Genomic DNA, 17,283 nt, shown 5'->3' with positions numbered 1-17,283 from the left:
ATCGCCTACTTCTTTATTTTATTTCTCGTTTATATTCTTTTTTCGTTCCATCAGAGAAAACAACTTCTAAATCGAATTTTTGATAGTCCTTATCAAGTTTAAACACGTTTACTACTTGATCGATTACTTCTTGGTCAGGAGTATCTTTATCAAATTTTAATTCTTGTAGAAGTGGGCTTAATTTTGTAATAGCCTCGTCACCTGTGAACTTTGCATTTGTTTTATGGTCTTCAAGCTTTGCTTCCATTTTCTTATCAGCTGCTATATTTTTATAATCAGCTTCATAGTCTTTCTTCGTATCTTGATAGTCTGCATCTAAACTAAATTCATTAAAATTAAGTTTTAAATCTGCAGGAGCCTCATTTTTTGCTTCTTCTGTCGTTTTCTTATTAGAAGTTGTATCTTCTTTTGCAGGAGCTTTACATCCTGTTAATGCAGGTACTAGCATAAGAGCTAATAAAATTGATAGTAGAGTTCTCATTATAAATTCCTCCTTATGTAAATTTGTTCTATACAAGTTTTTCCAAAAAACGAGTAATTATGTATGTGTTGAAAATAAATTATTATTCTGTAGTCACAAGGGCTAATCCGCAATTTAAATCAAAAACAATTTGTATGTATATGGTAAATTGAAGTCGTGAGGAGGGACTAAAATGCATGAAGAATATAAAGAGATAATAAAAAAATCAATTGATTATATAGAGAATCACTTACATGAAGAGCTTACAACAGAAAGAGTGGCATCTCACAGTGCGGTGTCGATGTACCATTTTCATCGTATTTTTCAAAGTTATATTGGGATGAGTGTAACGGATTACATTCGAAAGAGAAGATTAACTCATGCTGCACAGGCTTTAGTATCGACTGAAAGAGCTGTTATTGATATTGCAATGCAATATGGTTTTTCCTCACAAGAGGCATTTACGAGAGCTTTTAAAAGAATGTTTCAATTGCCACCAAAGAAATATCGAAAGTACTTCCAGTCATTTTATATAGAAAGAGAGGGTGTTTCAATGCAAAAGGGTATACCGAAAGGATGGATCTTAAGTGGAAGCCATCCTGCTGAATATGAGATGGGTTTAGATTATGAAGTTGTCCATCAAGGGAAAGTATCTGCATACATAAAAACAAAAGAGAATGTTACGCACGGAGGATTTTCAACATTAATGCAAATGTTCCGAGCGGATAAATATGTAGGGAAGAGGTTGCGGTTTACAGCATTTGTTAAGAGTGAAAACGTAAGAGATTGGGCGGGATTGTGGATGCGAGTAGATGGAAAAGATACAGAACCGCTCGCTATGGATAATATGCAAAATCGTCCAATTAAAAATACGAATAACTGGCAATCGTACTCGGTTGTATTAGATATAAAAGAAGAAGCACTTGGTATTGCATTTGGTGTTTTATTATCAGGAGAAGGTTGTGTGTGGCTAGATAGTATTCGATTTGATGAAGTAGATGAAAAAATTCCTTCAACAGATTTGGCAGAAAACTTTTATGAAACACTTTTAGAAGAGCCGGTGAATCTACAATTTGAAGAAGTAGAAAAATAAAAAACAAGGAGAAAAGATATGCTCAAATATGTAAAACTAATAAGTATTAGTTTAGTAATATCGTCTTGTATTATGGGAATTAACTATTTAGTTAGCTATCTTTGGTCAGGGCATATACCTTCTTTGACGTGGAGAACATATTTGATGTTTGTTTTTATATTTATGATGAGTTTTGGTTCAATGCAAAAAGAAGGAAAAGAGGATTATTGACGATAGTCTTCTTCGCCTTTCTTTCATTAACACAAATGTTCATAGCTGTTTTCGGAAATGCAGGTATGATCTTTAATATAATTTCGCTATCGTTACAACTCGTAAGTTCGGGTGTAATTGTACCGCATGAAATGTTTTCTAAAACATATCAAACAATCGGCGAATTATTTCCCGCAACATATGCAGCGAATGGCTATTATACAATAATATTTTGGGGAGTTAGTTTAGAGAAAAATATTATTTCATTATTAGTCATTATATTAGTCACGCAATTGGTAGCAGTCATTACTGTATCTGTAAAAGGAATAGTAGAGAGAAGAAGTCATGTAGTTAAAGAAGTATAAAATAAAAAAGGTATCCTGTGATTGGATACCTTTTTATTTATTATTTTGCAACTTCTGTCCACTTATAGTTAAATTCACCGCCGAAGTCAGTTGTTACAAGTCCTTTAATGAAAGAGCGTTGTAAGTAAGAACGACCTTGTTGGTATAAAGGAGCGACAGCACCGTCTTGTAATAAGATTTTTTCAGCTTGCTTCATTGCTTCAAAGCGTGCTTTTTCATCGCCAGCTAAATCTGTTTTCACTTTATGAATGAGCTCATCGTACTCTTTGTTAGAGTATTTATCGAAGTTATAAGCACTATCTGTTGTAAATAAATCTAAGAATGTAATTGGATCCGCGAAGTCAGGGCCCCAACCGTCAATACCGATTTCATAATCACCACTTAATAGTAGTTTCAACTGTTGTTTACGTGGTTGTGGTTTTAAATTCACTGTTAAGCCATCTAGATTCTTTTCGAGTTCACCTTTTAAATATTCACCAGTCTTTTTAGCTAAAGCATTATCACTTGTTAATAGTTCGATTGTTACTTTGTCGGTACCAAGTTCTTGTTTTGCTTTTTTCCAGTTTTCTTTTGCTGTTTTCACATCATCTTTGACTAGGTTTCCATTTTCTTTACGGAAGTCATTGCCTTCTGGACTCTTTGCGAATTTCACAGGAACCATTCCTTCAGCTGGAACAGCACCGTTATTTAAAATTGTTTCTACGTATGCTTTTTTATTCATTGCTCCGTTAATAGCAAGGCGTGCATGTTGATTTTTTAATGTTTCATTCTTTTGATTTAGTCGTAAAAATTGAATGCCAACTTCAGCGCGTTCTTTGAAGTTTGGATCGCCCTTATATTTATCAACAAACTCCGCAGTTAAAGCAACACGATCAATTTGTCCTGAATCATATAAGTTCACTTCTGTAGACTTATCTTTAACGACATTGAAGTTGATTTCTTCTAATTTTACCGTTTTAGCATCCCAATAGTTAGGATTCTTCTTCAATTGGAAGCTTTGCTCGTGTTTCCAGTTATCTAATGTGAAAGCACCGTTGTAAATTAAATGATTTGTTTCTAAACCGTATTTATCACCTTGAGATTTTAAGTACGCTTCATTAACTGGTAAGAATGTCGAGAATGTCGTTAAGCTTAAGAAGTAGGGAACAGGACGGTCTAGTTGTACTTCTAACGTTTTATCATCAAGAGCTTTAACTCCTAGTTGATCAATTGGCAATTGTTTTTGGTTTATTTGTTTCGCATTCTGTATATCGAAGAATAAGAATGCATATTCAGCTGCTGTATCAGGATTTACGGCACGTTGCCAAGCGAAGACGAAGTCTTTTGCTGTAACAGGAGTACCGTTTGACCATTTTGAATCACGCAGGTGGAATGTATATTTTGTCTTATCGGGACTAACGTCAACCGACTCAGCAACACCAGGAATCGGTGTGTTATCTTCTCCCATTGCATATAACCCTTCAAAAACATTGCGCATTACGTTCATGGATTCCCCATCCGTTGCTTTTGCAACATCCATTGTTGGAATTTCTGAAGCGAATGATAAGTTAATTGCCTGTTTATCAGGTGCTTTATCATTTGCTTTCGCTCCGCTTGCATTATCTTTATTTCCCCCGCAAGCAGTTAGTAGTAGACTTGCTCCTAAAACAGATGCAACAACAGGTACGACTTTTTTCTTCATTGTTCTTTCCTCCCTAAATGTGTTGTTCGTAACGTCATAATGTCCATGTCTTGAAGTAGCTATAGAAGGAGATAAAACCTATTATGAATATTTGTTTATAGGTAATCAGGTGTTCTATATGTATATACATGTTGAACTATAATCTATCGTTATATGTTTCAACATAGAGACATTATATTTTGATGGTGAAATATTTCGTTTCTTTGATTATTTAGAATATTAACACTGGAAAGAACTATATGTCAATAATAAAAACAGAATGTTAATTTCTTGAAATAATATATTAAAAAAGTAGATTCCCATGTATTAAGGAACCTACTTTTAATACGTTTTGTGAAAAAATAATTAATATGGTGGAATAACGTTGGTCAAAGTTACAATTTATTTTTCAATTTTTGCCCATTTGAAGTTTAATTGACCTGCAAAGTCTACTTGCACAATTCCTTTCACATAAGAACGTTCTAAATAAGATTCTCCCTTTTGATAAAGAGGAGCGATAACAGAGTCTTTAAATAATATTTTCTCGGATGCTAGTAATGCTTCCCAGCGAGCTTTTTCATCACCAGCTAAAGTTGTTTTCACTTTTGCTATTGTTTCATCGAACTCCTTATTAGAGTAATGATCTAAGTTATAAGGGTTATTCGTTGTAAATAGCTCAAGGAATGTAATTGGATCCGCAAAGTCAGGGCTCCAGCCATCAATACCGATTTCGTAGTCACCTTTTAATAAAAGCGAAACTTATTGCTTACGCGGTTGCGGTTTTATATTTACTGTTAAGCCATCTAAATTCTTTTCTAGTTGTCCTTTTAAGAATTCACCAGTTTTCTTCTCAAGGTCACCATCACTTGTTAATAATTCTAACGTTATTTTTTCAGATCCAAGTTCTTGTTTTGCTTTTTTCCATAATTCTTGTGCCGATTTTGTATCAACCTTTGTTAAATCGCTGTTTGCAACGCGGAAGTCTGTTCCGTCAGGTCCTTTTGCAAAGTTTTTTGGAACGAGACTAAAGGTTGGTGTAGAGCCATCATTTAATAACGTATTTACAAAGGATTTTCGATCGATCGTTTGATCAATTGCTTGGCGTGCAGAAACGTTTTGCAGCACTTTGTTTTGCTGATTCATACGTAAAAATTGTACGCCTACGTTCGGACGTTCTTTAAAGTTACCATCCTTTTTATATTTATCAACGAAATCAGACGTTAATTTTATACGGTCTAATTGTTTAGATTCAAATAAATTTACTTCTGTTGATTTTTCTTTCACGACGTTAAAATTGATTTCTTCTAGTTTGACAGCATCTTTATCCCAATAGGTAGGGTTTTTCTTGAATTTAAAGCTTTGTTCGTGCTTCCAATCGCTTAGTGTAAAAGCTCCGTTGTACAAGATTGTATTATCTTCTAAAGCGTACTTATCACCTTGTGCTTTAAAGAATTCCTCGTTAATTGGTAGAAATGTTGGGAACGCTGTTAAGCTAATAAAATACGGAACAGGACGCTCTAATTCTACCTCAAACGTATGGTCATCAATTGCTTTTACACCAAGTTGATCGGCTGGAAGCTCTTTGTTGTTAATCTTTGTTGCATTTTTAATATCAAAGAATAGAAATGCATATTCAGAGGCTGTTGCTGGATCGACAGCTCTTTGCCAAGCGAAGACAAAATCTTTCGCGGTAACAGGAGTACCGTTTGACCATTTTGAATCTCGTAAATGGAATGTGTATTTCGTTTTATCGCTATTTACTTCATGAGATTTTGCAACGCCAGGGACAGGTTTGTTACCTTCACCAAGATTATACAAACCTTCAAATACGTTTCTCATTACTTGACCAGAATCAGTATCTGTAGCTCGAGCTGTATCCATTGTTCGTATTTCAGTAGGTGAAGATAAGTTTAAAACCTGTTTACTAGGTGCCTCGTCTTTTGCATTTGCTCCGCTTGCTTCGTTTTTATAACTACCGCAACCAGTTAATAAAATACTTACTCCTACAACTGATGCAATACCGGGTACAAACTTCTTTTTCATTTGATTTTCCTCCTAAATAATTAAGTTTGGATGATGATGAGGGAAATGAAAAATAAAAAATCCCTCTTTTCATATTGAGAAAGAGGGATTTTTACGTACAAGTTATGCACCCGTATATAAACGAATTCCCTCATTCTATCTTTCAAGCCATAAAGCTTGCAGGAAGTGGCACAGTATTCAAAATGAACCTGTTGCCGAGGTTTCAAAGGGCCAGTCCCTCCACCTCTCTTGATACAATGAGTAAACGAATAAATTTTATTAATTTTTGTGTTTCTTTGATAATTCAAAATCTTACACCTTGGATAATGAAGTGTCAACCTAATGAAATATAGTTTAAATTTTCAGTTTTCTTTAACGAAAAAACCACTGCATATGGCAGTGGTTTTTCTACTAGAAGTTAAAGTTATCTGGATCTGGACCAACGCGACGATCTTCATTGAGTGCTTGAATTGCTTTCATGTCATCAGCGCTTAATTCAAAATCGAATATATTTGCATTTTCAATAATGCGATGTTCTTTAATAGATTTAGGGATTGTTACAACTTCGTTTTGTAAATCCCAGCGTAAAATAATTTGCGCAGTTGATTTATTATATTTTGTCGCAATTTCTTGTAACGTTGGATTATCAAGTAGTTGTCCTTGCATTAATGGTGACCAAGCTTCAAGTTGGATGTTATGTTCTTTACAGAAAGTGTGTAATTCTTCTTGAGCTAAACGTGGATGGTATTCTACTTGGTTAACCATTGGTTTAATTTCAGCGATTTCAAATACATCTTGCAAATGGTGAATGTGGAAATTACTCACACCAATAGCGCGAACACGGCCGTCTTTATAAAGCTTTTCTAACGCTTTCCATGATTCAGTATATTTTCCTTTTACAGGCCAATGTACTAAATATAAATCTAAATATTCTAGACCTAATTTTTCTAATGTAGTTTCAAATGCTTGAAGTGTTGTTTCATAGCCTTGATCGCTATTCCACACTTTTGATGTAATGAATAATTCTTCACGTGAAACACCTGATTCACGGATCGCTTGTCCAACGCCTTCTTCGTTTTGATAGATTGCAGCAGTATCGATGCTACGGTAGCCATTTTTAATTGCTGCTTTTACAGAATCAATTACTTCTGAACCATCTTCTACTTTAAAAACACCTAAACCGAACCAAGGCATTTTTACACCGTTATGTAATGTTGTATAGTCTTTTAAACTTGTTAAACTCATATTATTTCCCCCTAGCTTTTTTGTTTGTTGCTTCTACTGCTTTTTGAATTGCTTCTGAAAAATTATACTCATATAAAGTTTTGAGACCTTCAGCTGTGGAACCACCTGGTGTTGTTACTTGTTCGCGGAGGTTAGCTGGATCTTGCGTTTGTTCAAGCATAGAAGCAGAGCCAGAAATCATTTGAATGACGAGATGTTTTGCAGTTGCCTCATCGACTCCATAACTTATTGTTGCTTCAATTAAGCTTTCGGCAAAGTAATAAAGGAAGGCTGGTGCACTTCCAGTAACTGCAGTAAGTTGATGCACTTCTTCCTCAGTGCAAAGTTGCGAAGTACCAATTCCTCTTAAAAGCAGTTGCAGGGTTTCTTGATGCATCTCGGTTACTGATTGTCCCATTGTATATAAGGAGATAGACTTTCCAATTTCAGCAGCTGTATTTGGCATAATCCAAGCAACAGGCGTCCCCCCGGGAAGTCTCGCTTCTAAATAAGATGGACCAATGCCAGCAGCTACCGTTACGACAAGTTGATTCGATAGTAACGGAGATAACTCTGCTAATAATTCTTCATGTGCAGAAGGTGGCATTGCTAAAACAATCGTATCAACAGATGTAACATGATGCTTCCAATCGGTTGTAATAGACACATCATATTGCCCTTGTAATTGTTCTAATTTTGCTACGTTGCTTCGGTTGGAAATGATAATTTCTTCGATGTATTCTTTACTTGTTTTCAGTAATCCGGAAAATATAGCTTCTGCCATACGACCAGCACCAATAAATAAAATTCGATGTTTAGTTAGCATATCCTTTATTCCTTTCTGATGAGAATATGTTATAAAAAACGATACCATTTTTAAGAGAATTTTGTAAAAAGAAAAGGCTTATCGCGAGAAGGATGAAAATGGAGGGAGGAGGGTTAATACAAATAAGGTTATAAAAATTATTATACTTAAAAAATAGTTGTAATAAAAAATCCCTGAAGCAGTTATGCTTCAGGGATTAATAGATTATAAATTTATGCTTTTGTCATACCTAGTAATACAGCGCCGCCGATAATTAAAACACTACCTAGTGCAATAAAGATCAATTGACGTTTTGTTTTCTTTTCACCTAAGAAGACAATCGCACCGAATGTTGAGATAACGATTCCAGTTTGAGATAACGGGAAGCTTGTCGCAACTCCGACACGTGGTAAGGAAAGAAGTAAGAATAAGTTTCCTGTTCCCCATAGTAAACCAGATAGAGCATTACGGATTGCATATTTGTTAAATGGTTTATGTTTAGATGTCAGTACAACCGCACCAACAAACATACCAACTGCTTGTGGTAAAATAGCAGACCAACCGTCGATATTATACCAACGAATAATAATTACATATACAAGATAGCCAAAAGTAGAAACAATTAAAGTAAGAAGTCCTTTTTTCAATTGTCCTGGTGGCTGAGCATTTTCTTTATCATCTAATGATGTGAATACAACACCAACTACGATTAATAGGATTGCAATCGTTCCCAGAACAATCGTTGTTGTAGTAGTCCACTCACGGAAAGCGATAACCCCAAAGATAGAAGTTGCAACAAGTTGCATACCAGTAGAAATCGTTACAGTAGTTGAAACACCTAGTTTTTCAACTGTTTTTAATTGGTTTACTTGTCCTAAAGCCCAGAATAAACCTGAAATAAAACCAACAATCAAGACTGTCATTGTTAAAGCTGGTTGAGTAAATACATACATAATTGTTGCGAAGAATAGAGCACCGATTGTCATACCTACCGTTTGGCTATATGCACCACCGCCCATTTTTACGCTTACTAATAAGATGTTTCCCCATGCAATTGCAGGAAGAAGCGCTAATAAAATGTCCATTACAAGACTCCCTTCGAGTTCCTATACCAATATAATTACATATCGTTCTAACGATCGGTAATGCCCCACTAATAGAGTAGAAGATTACCGATCGCTAAAACAGGATGAAGAATTCACAATATAAATGCGTTTTCATTTCTTCATTTTTTGAAACACCTCCATATAATAACAGGAAATTGCCTATTTTAGAAAGTGAATTCAAATAAAATGTATATTTTAATAAAAGGTAAAATTCAGTTATTTCCCGACGGTATATTTTATTTCCTAAGAAATAAAGAAGCAGCTTCGAAAAAAGCTGCTTTAAGAGTGAGTAATTCTTTTGTTAATAAGCTGAATACATAGCAGAAATAGGAGTGACATACTAATAGTGATAACTACAAGCGTCCAGGCGAGCTGCATATTGCTTGCATCAATGGCCATGTAAATTGCAGTTGGGATAGTCTGTGTTTTACCAGGAATGTTTCCGGCAAACATGAGTGTAGCACCAAACTCACCGAGCGCACGAACAAAGCTCAAAATCATTCCGCTTAGTAAGGCAGGAAATGCAAGAGGAAGTGTGACGTGTAGAAAAACTTGATATTCACTTGCACCAAGATCGCGGGCGCTCTCTTCAATTTGTACATTCGCGATAGAAAATCCTGTCTTTGCCGATTGGTACATAAGCGGAAATGCAACAACTGTAGAAGCAATGATAGCAGCAGTAGATGTGAACATAATAGATTGCTGAAATATTGATTCTATCCAAGTTCCAATGGGACTGTTATTTCCAAAAATGATAATGAGAAAAAAGCCAATTACAGTTGGCGGAAGTACCATTGGTAATAAGAAAATAGTTTCTAATATTACTTTATATCTCCATGAGGAGCGTGCTAACGCTCGTCCGATAATCGTTCCTAAAATTGTAACGATTATGGTGGCACATGCAGCTACCCGTAAAGATAGAAAGATTGGCGACAAAATAGCATCAAAGCTCATGGCAATTATGACAGGACTGTAAATCCATATTTCTTAAAGGTAGATTGTGCATCTTTTGACTGCAAATATTCATAAAATGAAGTCGCCTCTTTCTTATGCTTAGATTCCTTTATAACGCCTAAAGGATAGTGGATTGGCTCATGAGATGTAGCAGCTGCTGTCTCACCAATTTTTACTTTTTCTGAAATGAGAGCATCTGTTTTGTATACGATACCCGCATCGACATTACCTGTTTCTACATATGTTAACACTTGGCGAACGTCTTTTGTAAATACGATTTTATTTTGAACATCATTCCAAAGGTTTTCATGTGTTAGAGAAGCCTTTGCGTATTTTCCGGCAGGTACAGATTCAGGTGTACCAAGTGCGATTTTTTTGATTTCCTCGTCTTTTAAATCTTGAAATTTTGTAAGAGAGCTATCCTTAGGGATGACTAGAACTAGTTCATTTCCAAGAAGATTTTTCCCTTCTTTTTCATTAATGAATCCTTTTTTAACAAGAGTTTGGAATTTATCTTCGGCTGCTGAGAAGAATAAATCAGCAGGTGCACCTTGTTCAATTTGTTGTTGAAGTGCACCAGAAGCGCCGAAGTTAAAAGAAAGTTTAATATTAGGTTCTTTTTCTTTATATTTTGTTTCAATCTCCTTTAGCGCATCTTGTAAGCTTGCAGCTGCTGATATAGTAAGTTCAACTGCTTTTTCTTCTTTAGCGGTTGATTTCTCTTTCTTATCTCCGCTTGTACATGCAACACTAAAGATAAGAAGAAAAGAAAGTATAAGTGCCCCGATGGATCGTAATGTAAACTTATTCATAAAAAAATCCCCTTTCGTTTTGACATATTCAATTATAACTAATTATAACTAAATATAACTAGTTATAATTGAATATAATTTGAACATGTAGATGTTTTTAAAAAAATAGGAGAAATATTCTTTTCTTTGTTACAATGAAGGGAGAAAGTGAGGAATCGTCTATGGATCATCATTCCTACACAACGGAAGAGGTAGCAAAGCGATTAAAAGTATCAAAACTAACTGTATACGACTTAATTAAAAAAGGAGAACTTCCTTCTTATAGAGTTGGTAGACAGATGCGCATTGATGCAGCAGATTTAGAACAATATATTAAGCAAATGAAAACAGGAAAGGTACAAGTTGCCCCTGTAAAGAATGACGGCAATAGTATCTCGAATACATGCATTATTAGCGGACAAGAACTAACGTTAGATATGTTGGCAAAGCGTATAGAAAATGGTCTGCCAAGTTCTAATATATTACGGGCATATCAAGGTAGTTTAACGAGTTTAGTAAAAATGTATCAAGGCGAAGGAAGCATCGTTAGCTTGCATTTATTTGATGGCGAAACTGGTACATATAATGTTCCTTACGTAAAACGTATTTTAGTTGGACAACCATGTATTATGATTAATTTATTATCAAGGAACGTTGGGTTTTATGTGCAAAAGGGGAATCCAAAAAATATAAAAACATGGGCTGATTTATCTCATTCATCTATACGATTTGTAAATCGAGAAAAAGGTTCTGGTATTAGGGTGCTGGTGGATGAGCAATTGCGCATTCAAAAGTTAAATAAAGAACATATTAGTGGATATGAATGGGAAGAATCGAATCATCTTGGTGTTGCCACGCAAGTCGCGAATGGAAAAGCTGACGTGGGAGTAGGATCAGAAAAGTTTTCACAGATTGTAAATGTAGACTTTATTCCAATCATGAAAGAACAGTATGATTTAGTGATTTTGAAGAATAAAGAAAATGAAGAGCTGATTGAAGTTGTGAAAGATATTCTGCAATCGGAAGAATTTCATAATGAATTAAAAGCGATTGGCGGATACGATATGACGAAAACAGGTCAAATTATATATGAAACAAACTAAAAAGCTGCTTGTCCATAAGACGAGCAGCTTTTTCTATATATAAAGGGGTTTGGGGAAACAAAGTATTAAACAAGACCTTGGGCAAGTGTGTAAATGAAAGCTGTAAGAAGAGTAGCTCCACTTGCAAGTCCGAAAAAGTCTGATTTGTTGAAAGTAATGTTGTTCATTATAATCTCTCCTTATTTGTTTAATGTAGTTGCAACTGCTTTTGCATCGACAAGTGCGGATAGCACCATGCCCATTGTATTTAAAAAATTATTTGATTTCATTTTGTTCATCATGCGTATCCGCTCCTTTTCGAATTGTTGTTGCCCTGCTTTATGTCTTAATTATAGGAAATATGATCGCCTGCAACTATCGAATTAGCTTACGAAAGACTTACACTTTTGTAAGAAAAAAAGACATTCGTGTAAGAATGTCTTTTAAAGCATATTGATATGATGATGCTCTTCAATTGTTTTTAAAAAGCTACGCATCGAATTCGTCATATAGCTATCTTTACGGCGTATGAAAACCGTTGAAATACTACCATATTTTTCAGGGATTGCATGGCAATGCACCTTGCCAGCCTTAGAAAGATGGTGGACAGCAGACTGTGGTACGAGTGTAATTCCAAGGCCGAGTGCAACGCTGTTTAATATTGTTTCTAATATATTAAATTCCATAATTCTTTTTGGTAGCAAACCTTCGTCTTTCAGCCATCGTTCTAGTTTGGAACGGTATCCACAACCTTGGTTAAAAACGAGTAGAGGCGTTGTTGTAAATTCTTCTATATGAAAAGCTTTATTTTGTGTTATAAGCATTAATTTTTCTGTACTAACATCGTATTGTTCAATAAGGGGATGTTTTATTGGCCCTGATATAAAAGCACCATCTAATTGATGATCGAGTACTTCTCTAATTAATTCTTCTGTTAGACCTGCTTGTAATGACAAATCGACGTTCGGATAGCTTTTATAGTAAGAAGATAAAATGGTAGGTAGTGTACTTACTGTTTCGACGGTACCGATTTTTAATATGCCGGAGGGTGTTTCACTATCTAAAAATACTTGTTTTAGCTCGTCGACATCTTGCAAAATTTTATGAACATAAACGAGCATTTTCCTTCCTTCAGCTGTTAAAGTCATGCCTCGTTTATGACGATAAAAGAGCGGTGTTTTTAGCTCGTTTTCTAGTTGTTTAATACGTGCAGTTACATTTGATTGTACGTAATTTAATTCCTTTGCTGCGCTACTTACACTACCTTGTTCGGCAACGCTCTGGAAGATTTGTAAATCTCTTAATTCCATAATACGGTCCTCCTTGATGTTAACTATCATTATAAATGATAGTTAACATCATTTTGAATCATTTTACGTGATATATTTTTTCTTTTACAATTCTCTTTGTGCAAATAGAAAGAAGCGGGGGATTGTGGTGAGAAGAGGTCAAATGATAATAGGGGCTTTAGCGTGTTTAATTGCAAGTATGTCATGGGGAGCAATGTTTCCAGTTGCTGATCATGCGCTAGAATACATAGATCCGTTTTATTTTTCGCTTATTCGCTATGGAGCGGTGGCGATCGTACTGATTGTATTGTTGTTAATGAAAGAAGGGAAACAGGCATTTCGTTTAGAAGGAAGGGGGAAGTTACTCGTCTTTTTCGGAACGATGGCGTTTACTGTATATAATGTACTTATATTTTTAGGTCAAATGTTAATGGGGAAATCAGGCGTGATGGTAGCCTCTATTATGGAAGCACTTATGCCGATGATTTCGATTTGTATTCTATGGGGATATAAGCATGTGAAACCGAAAAAATATATGATAACGAGTATGGTTATTGCTTTTGTAGGAGCTGTATTTGTTATTACGAAAGGTGATATGAGTTTCTTTTTAACATTGAAAGATAACATATTTTCACTAGCATTTATATTTGTTGGGGTTGTAGGTTGGGTTATTTATACGATGGGTGGTCAAACGTGTAGCGATTGGTCAACATTACGTTATTCTACATTGACTTGTGTATTCGGTACGACTGTTACAGGAATTATAACGGTAATTATTACGGCACTTGGATATGTTTCAGTTCCTAGTATGGAAACGATTTCTATTGTGAAATATGATTTGTTATTTATGATGACATTACCAGGGATTATAGCATTACTCGCTTGGAACTACGGTGTGAAAATTTTATCATCTATTAATGGTATTTTATTTATTAACTTTGTACCTATTACGACTTTAGTTATTATGATGATGCAAGGGTATCAAATAACGATGTTTGATATTATGGGAACCTTACTTGTTATTGCAGCACTTATTCGCAATAACGTTTGTCAGAGAAAAGAAGAAAATATAAATAAGAAGATTTTACAAGAAGAGCAATTACGCCAAGCGGTTTAATAGGCAATTGGAGGATTTAACATGTTAGAAAGTTTATTGTTTTTCTTCGCCGTTGGAGTTGCTTGCGAGCTTGCAGCGATTAATCGAAATGGTCGTAAGAAGGTAAAACAACAAGCTGAACTGATACAGCTATTAAAAGAATTAAAGGAAAGAAAAATTTAAAAAGACGACCGGGCATAGACGGTCGTCTTTTTCTATATAAAGGGGAAAGGGGACACAAAGTTATACAAGCGTAGCAGCGTAAATAAAAGCAGTAAGAAGAATCGAGCCACTAGCTAATTCTAAAAAATCTAATTTGTTAAAAGTGATGTTATTCATAATGTATTCTCCTTACTTGTTTCTTTCTGACTTAATTGTATGACATATCGTAAGAAGTAACTATCGAATTAGCTTACAAGAAAATTACACTTTTGTAAGAATTGAAATTTAACAATTAATACTTAAATTTATTACCAACTCCTAAAACTTAGTGTTATAATCGTTGTAAGAAAATGATTATACTTCGGATGTTCAGAAAGGAACGAAACAAATGTATAAACCAATTACATTTTTGTTGAAATATATATTTAAAACAGCTGGGAAAGTAGAAGTGCAAGGGAGAGAAAAGTTACCAGAAGGTGGTCCGTATGTTGTTGCATGCACGCATACAAGTTTTATGGATGTACTAATGTTAGCGACAGGGATGTATCCGACCCAAATCCATTACATGGCAAAAAAAGAGTTATTTGAAGGGAAATTCAAAAATTGGTTCTTTAAAAATGTAAATGCATTCCCTGTAGATCGCGCAAATCCAGGGCCGAGTACACTTAAAATTCCATCACGCTTATTAAAAGAAGGAAAGGTTGTAGGGATTTTTCCGAGTGGTACGAGATCAACAGAAGATGTTTCATTAAAAGCTGGGGCTGTTACGATTGCGCTACGTTCTAACGTTCCATTAGTGCCAGCAGCTTATGTTGGTCCATCAAGTGTAAAAGAATTAATAAAAGGGAAAAAGGCGCAATTGATTTTTGGTGATCCAATTCAAATTGATGCTGAAGAACAAATAGATCGAAAAACAGCTATGAAAATGATGACAGATCAATTAAATGAGAAGTTTGAGGAGCTAAAGGAAACTTTGCAATCGAATCAAAAATAAGAAAAGACGACCGGGCATAGGCGGTCGTCTTTTTCTATATAAAGGGGAAAGGGGACACAAAGTTATACAAGCGTAGCAGCGTAAATAAAAGCAGTAAGAAGAATCGAGCCGCTAGCTAGTCCTAAAAAATCTAATTTGTTAAAAGTGATGTTATTCATAATACATTCTCCTTACTTGTTTAATGTAGAAGCAACAGATTTTGCATCGATAAGAGCGGATAATACCATGCCCATTGTATTTAAGAAATTGTTTGTTTTCATTTTGTTCATCATATGAATCCGCTCCTTTTCGAATAGTTGTTGCCCTGTTTCTGACTTAATTGTATGAAATATTGCGGAGAGTCACTATCGAATTAGCTTACAGGAAAATTACACTTTTGTAAGAAAAACGAATGAAGGTGTAATGATAAGAAGAATTGACATATGTTCATTGCATTCATTAAGTTAGGAGTAGAGGTGAGTGTATGGCTAATATTAAAGATATCGCAAAGATGGCTGGGGTTTCAGTTACAACTGTTTCGAGGGTGCTAAATGATCATCCATACGTAAGTGAAGAAAAAAGGAGAGTTGTTTTAGAAATAGTTGAGAAATTGAATTACTCACAAAATGCAAATGCTGTTCATTTATCAAAAGGGAAGACGAATATTGTGGGTGTGATTCTACCATATATTAATCATCCGTGTTTTGATGCGATGGTGGGCGGAATGATGGAGGTTGCGTTAGCTCATAACTATAAGGTGCTACTTTGCCAAACAAACTATAATAAAAAAGAAGAAATGAAAAGTTTACATATGTTAAAAACAAAGCAATTGGATGGCCTTATTATTTGTTCTCGTGCGAATGATTGGGAAACGATAGAGCCATATGCTTCCTACGGGACGATTGTTGCTTGTGAAGATAATGATATTTCAAATATCTCAAGTGTATATACGAATCATTCGGCGGCCTTTCAATTAGGAATGGATTATTTGATTGAGAAAGGTTATAAAAAAATTGGCTATTGTACGGGAAGGAAATTAGGGCCGAGTAGTCAAAAGCGTTTTGATGTTTATAAACAGCAATTGCAATCTATAGATGAAGAAGTTAATGAGGAATGGATTTTTACAGAATGTTTTACGTTAGAAGATGGTGTGAGAACTGCTCATAAGTTAAAGGGGATGCAGGATCTTCCTGAAGCGTTAATAGTAGCGGGAGATGAAGTTGCGATTGGGGTTATGACAGAAGCTGAAAAATTAGGTATTCAAGTTCCTGAGGATTTAGCGATTATTGGCTTTGATAATCAACCTATTTCGCAAGTGTTACAACTTACAACCATTGATCAAAATTTAAAGGTGATAGGTAAAAAGGCCTTTGAAATGTTTTATAGGCAAATAAGTGATGAAAGTTCTAAACAAGAAAAGGTGGAAATTCCATATGAACTTGTGGAACGCTCTACCGTTTAGTTTTAATCCGTTATGTGTATAATCGCATAACGGATTATTTTTTTGAAATATCTTTGACAGGAAACGCGTTTCATACTTTATAAAGGAATTAAACCGGTCTGTAATAATCCGCGGATTCTTTTCAAGTGTTAAAGCGATGAATAGTATTTGGAGGGATATGCATGAGTGAACTTTTATTGAGTATGAAAAAGTATGTAGAGGACGATGAAAAGGTTTTGGCTTTTGTAGTAGGGATATTTGAGAAGGATAATTTTACGTTATCGTATCAATATGGAATTTTTGTTGCCACTACTAGACGTCTCCTGTTTTACGGGAAATTTCCGTACTATCCTTCAATATTTAAAGAGTACTCATATTTGCATATAGATAGCATAGATTTTCATCCGTACTTTGAGTTTACGTGTAATCATGAAATGGTTAGAGCTAAGCATATCCAGAAAGGGAATGTGGAGCGATTTGTCCGTATAGTTAGAGCAAATATGAATAATTAATCACCCCTTTGTTTAAACATAATATCTTGATTTTTATGAGGAAAAATGCGGAATAAAAA

20 protein-coding genes, 1 pseudogene and 1 riboswitch are annotated in these 17,283 nt (G+C 35.0%); of the genes and pseudogenes, 9 read left to right on the top strand and 12 right to left on the bottom strand.

Annotation, left to right across the window (positions count from 1 at the left end):
* Positions 1-13: 13 nt before the first annotated feature.
* On the bottom strand, positions 14-481 hold the full coding sequence (locus EUC40_RS24830; RefSeq protein ID WP_151626289.1) for a YusW family protein: 468 nt from the start codon (positions 479-481) through the stop codon (positions 14-16).
* A gap of 172 nt (positions 482-653) precedes the next feature.
* Between EUC40_RS24830 and EUC40_RS24825 the strand changes: the two genes are divergently transcribed.
* Genes EUC40_RS24825 through EUC40_RS24815 form a run of 3 tightly spaced genes read left to right on the top strand, consistent with a single transcriptional unit; the run spans position 654 to position 2,107 of the window.
* Positions 654-1,553, top strand: a complete 900-nt coding sequence (locus tag EUC40_RS24825) for a helix-turn-helix transcriptional regulator (protein ID WP_156576838.1) — start codon at positions 654-656, stop codon at positions 1,551-1,553.
* A gap of 18 nt (positions 1,554-1,571) precedes the next feature.
* Positions 1,572-1,763, top strand: a complete 192-nt coding sequence (locus EUC40_RS24820) for a hypothetical protein (protein WP_000922547.1) — start codon at positions 1,572-1,574, stop codon at positions 1,761-1,763.
* On the top strand, positions 1,760-2,107 hold the full coding sequence (locus EUC40_RS24815; protein ID WP_156576837.1) for an ABC-2 transporter permease: 348 nt from the start codon (positions 1,760-1,762) through the stop codon (positions 2,105-2,107). Before EUC40_RS24820 ends, EUC40_RS24815 begins: the two co-directional genes overlap by 4 nt.
* Before the next feature lie 40 nt (positions 2,108-2,147).
* Here the strand turns inward: EUC40_RS24815 and EUC40_RS24810 are convergent, their stop codons facing one another.
* The 7 genes and pseudogenes from EUC40_RS24810 to modA all read right to left on the bottom strand — a co-directional run bounded on the left by EUC40_RS24810 (position 2,148) and on the right by modA (position 10,690).
* Positions 2,148-3,788, bottom strand: a complete 1,641-nt coding sequence (locus EUC40_RS24810; protein ID WP_156576836.1) for a peptide ABC transporter substrate-binding protein — start codon at positions 3,786-3,788, stop codon at positions 2,148-2,150.
* 381 nt (positions 3,789-4,169) lie between these two features.
* Positions 4,170-5,810, bottom strand: a pseudogene (locus EUC40_RS24805) (peptide ABC transporter substrate-binding protein).
* A 132-nt stretch (positions 5,811-5,942) separates the two neighbouring features.
* Positions 5,943-6,048, bottom strand: a riboswitch (SAM riboswitch).
* 152 nt (positions 6,049-6,200) lie between these two features.
* Positions 6,201-7,034, bottom strand: coding sequence for an aldo/keto reductase (locus EUC40_RS24800; protein WP_156576835.1), 834 nt, complete (start codon positions 7,032-7,034; stop codon positions 6,201-6,203).
* Position 7,035: 1 nt separating this feature from the next.
* Complete coding sequence (proC, locus tag EUC40_RS24795) at positions 7,036-7,839, bottom strand: pyrroline-5-carboxylate reductase (RefSeq protein WP_156576834.1); 804 nt, start codon at positions 7,837-7,839, stop codon at positions 7,036-7,038.
* A 212-nt stretch (positions 7,840-8,051) separates the two neighbouring features.
* Positions 8,052-8,903, bottom strand: coding sequence for a GRP family sugar transporter (locus EUC40_RS24790; RefSeq protein WP_000353549.1), 852 nt, complete (start codon positions 8,901-8,903; stop codon positions 8,052-8,054).
* Between the two features lie 300 nt (positions 8,904-9,203).
* The gene (gene modB, locus EUC40_RS24785; protein WP_156576833.1) at positions 9,204-9,878 is read right to left on the bottom strand and encodes a molybdate ABC transporter permease subunit; all 675 of its coding nucleotides are present in this window, start codon (positions 9,876-9,878) and stop codon (positions 9,204-9,206) included.
* Positions 9,879-9,883: 5 nt separating this feature from the next.
* On the bottom strand, positions 9,884-10,690 hold the full coding sequence (modA, locus tag EUC40_RS24780; protein ID WP_156576832.1) for a molybdate ABC transporter substrate-binding protein: 807 nt from the start codon (positions 10,688-10,690) through the stop codon (positions 9,884-9,886).
* Positions 10,691-10,824: 134 nt separating this feature from the next.
* On the opposite strand from modA, the gene EUC40_RS24775 reads away from it, so the two are divergent.
* Positions 10,825-11,772: a substrate-binding domain-containing protein gene (locus EUC40_RS24775; protein ID WP_098663583.1), complete on the top strand. Its 948-nt coding sequence runs from the start codon at positions 10,825-10,827 to the stop codon at positions 11,770-11,772.
* A gap of 65 nt (positions 11,773-11,837) precedes the next feature.
* Here EUC40_RS24775 and EUC40_RS24770 read toward each other — a convergent pair whose 3' ends face one another.
* Both EUC40_RS24770 and EUC40_RS24765 read right to left on the bottom strand, forming a co-directional pair.
* Positions 11,838-11,939 carry a DUF3948 family protein gene (locus tag EUC40_RS24770; RefSeq protein ID WP_001060013.1) on the bottom strand — a complete coding sequence of 34 codons (102 nt, stop codon included), beginning with the start codon at positions 11,937-11,939 and terminating at the stop codon, positions 11,838-11,840.
* Between the two features lie 255 nt (positions 11,940-12,194).
* On the bottom strand, positions 12,195-13,061 hold the full coding sequence (locus EUC40_RS24765; RefSeq protein WP_000423067.1) for a LysR family transcriptional regulator: 867 nt from the start codon (positions 13,059-13,061) through the stop codon (positions 12,195-12,197).
* A 127-nt stretch (positions 13,062-13,188) separates the two neighbouring features.
* Here EUC40_RS24765 and EUC40_RS24760 point away from each other — a divergent pair, with 127 nt between their 5' ends.
* Together EUC40_RS24760 and EUC40_RS24755 are read left to right on the top strand one after the other, a co-directional pair.
* Entirely contained in the window at positions 13,189-14,157 is a 969-nt protein-coding gene (locus tag EUC40_RS24760; RefSeq protein ID WP_001252502.1) for a DMT family transporter, read from the top strand.
* A gap of 21 nt (positions 14,158-14,178) precedes the next feature.
* On the top strand, positions 14,179-14,319 hold the full coding sequence (locus EUC40_RS24755; protein ID WP_000894071.1) for a YrzO family protein: 141 nt from the start codon (positions 14,179-14,181) through the stop codon (positions 14,317-14,319).
* Between the two features lie 60 nt (positions 14,320-14,379).
* On the opposite strand, the gene EUC40_RS24750 is transcribed toward EUC40_RS24755, so the two are convergent.
* Complete coding sequence (locus EUC40_RS24750; protein WP_156576831.1) at positions 14,380-14,475, bottom strand: DUF3948 family protein; 96 nt, start codon at positions 14,473-14,475, stop codon at positions 14,380-14,382.
* A gap of 211 nt (positions 14,476-14,686) precedes the next feature.
* On the opposite strand from EUC40_RS24750, the gene EUC40_RS24745 reads away from it, so the two are divergent.
* Positions 14,687-15,292: a lysophospholipid acyltransferase family protein gene (locus tag EUC40_RS24745; protein ID WP_000277789.1), complete on the top strand. Its 606-nt coding sequence runs from the start codon at positions 14,687-14,689 to the stop codon at positions 15,290-15,292.
* Positions 15,293-15,354: 62 nt separating this feature from the next.
* Here EUC40_RS24745 and EUC40_RS24740 read toward each other — a convergent pair whose 3' ends face one another.
* A complete protein-coding gene (locus tag EUC40_RS24740) occupies positions 15,355-15,450 on the bottom strand; it encodes a DUF3948 family protein (RefSeq protein ID WP_001059999.1) in 96 nt (31 codons plus the stop codon).
* Positions 15,451-15,755: 305 nt separating this feature from the next.
* Here EUC40_RS24740 and EUC40_RS24735 point away from each other — a divergent pair, with 305 nt between their 5' ends.
* Complete coding sequence (locus tag EUC40_RS24735; RefSeq protein ID WP_156576830.1) at positions 15,756-16,733, top strand: LacI family DNA-binding transcriptional regulator; 978 nt, start codon at positions 15,756-15,758, stop codon at positions 16,731-16,733.
* 161 nt (positions 16,734-16,894) lie between these two features.
* Positions 16,895-17,224: a PH domain-containing protein gene (locus EUC40_RS24730; protein WP_156576829.1), complete on the top strand. Its 330-nt coding sequence runs from the start codon at positions 16,895-16,897 to the stop codon at positions 17,222-17,224.
* Positions 17,225-17,283: the final 59 nt, after the last annotated feature.

Origin of the sequence: Bacillus luti, from assembly GCF_009739945.1 — a bacterium.
Classification (GTDB): Bacteria; Bacillota; Bacilli; order Bacillales; family Bacillaceae_G; genus Bacillus_A; species Bacillus_A luti.
Note: the sequence above shows the minus strand (reverse complement) of the source record. Positions and strands in the feature narration are given on the sequence as shown.

Bases quoted from the DNA above. Each gene is read 5' to 3' on its own strand.
- EUC40_RS24745 (WP_000277789.1), top strand. From the start codon at position 14,687: ATGTATAAACCAATTACATTTTTGTTGAAATATATATTTAAAACAGCT.
- EUC40_RS24810 (WP_156576836.1), bottom strand. From the start codon at position 3,788: ATGAAGAAAAAAGTCGTACCTGTTGTTGCATCTGTTTTAGGAGCAAGT.
- EUC40_RS24755 (WP_000894071.1), top strand. From the start codon at position 14,179: ATGTTAGAAAGTTTATTGTTTTTCTTCGCCGTTGGAGTTGCTTGCGAG.
- EUC40_RS24735 (WP_156576830.1), top strand. From the start codon at position 15,756: ATGGCTAATATTAAAGATATCGCAAAGATGGCTGGGGTTTCAGTTACA.
- EUC40_RS24775 (WP_098663583.1), top strand. From the start codon at position 10,825: ATGAAGGGAGAAAGTGAGGAATCGTCTATGGATCATCATTCCTACACA.
- EUC40_RS24770 (WP_001060013.1), bottom strand. From the start codon at position 11,939: ATGAACAACATTACTTTCAACAAATCAGACTTTTTCGGACTTGCAAGT.
- modB (WP_156576833.1), bottom strand. From the start codon at position 9,878: ATGAGCTTTGATGCTATTTTGTCGCCAATCTTTCTATCTTTACGGGTA.
- EUC40_RS24765 (WP_000423067.1), bottom strand. From the start codon at position 13,061: ATGGAATTAAGAGATTTACAAATCTTCCAGAGCGTTGCCGAACAAGGT.
- EUC40_RS24740 (WP_001059999.1), bottom strand. From the start codon at position 15,450: ATGAATAACATCACTTTTAACAAATTAGATTTTTTAGGACTAGCTAGC.
- EUC40_RS24790 (WP_000353549.1), bottom strand. From the start codon at position 8,903: ATGGACATTTTATTAGCGCTTCTTCCTGCAATTGCATGGGGAAACATC.
- proC (WP_156576834.1), bottom strand. From the start codon at position 7,839: ATGCTAACTAAACATCGAATTTTATTTATTGGTGCTGGTCGTATGGCA.
- EUC40_RS24825 (WP_156576838.1), top strand. From the start codon at position 654: ATGCATGAAGAATATAAAGAGATAATAAAAAAATCAATTGATTATATA.
- EUC40_RS24820 (WP_000922547.1), top strand. From the start codon at position 1,572: ATGCTCAAATATGTAAAACTAATAAGTATTAGTTTAGTAATATCGTCT.
- modA (WP_156576832.1), bottom strand. From the start codon at position 10,690: ATGAATAAGTTTACATTACGATCCATCGGGGCACTTATACTTTCTTTT.
- EUC40_RS24730 (WP_156576829.1), top strand. From the start codon at position 16,895: ATGAGTGAACTTTTATTGAGTATGAAAAAGTATGTAGAGGACGATGAA.
- EUC40_RS24750 (WP_156576831.1), bottom strand. From the start codon at position 14,475: ATGAATAACATCACTTTTAACAAATTAGATTTTTTAGAATTAGCTAGT.
- EUC40_RS24830 (WP_151626289.1), bottom strand. From the start codon at position 481: ATGAGAACTCTACTATCAATTTTATTAGCTCTTATGCTAGTACCTGCA.
- EUC40_RS24800 (WP_156576835.1), bottom strand. From the start codon at position 7,034: ATGAGTTTAACAAGTTTAAAAGACTATACAACATTACATAACGGTGTA.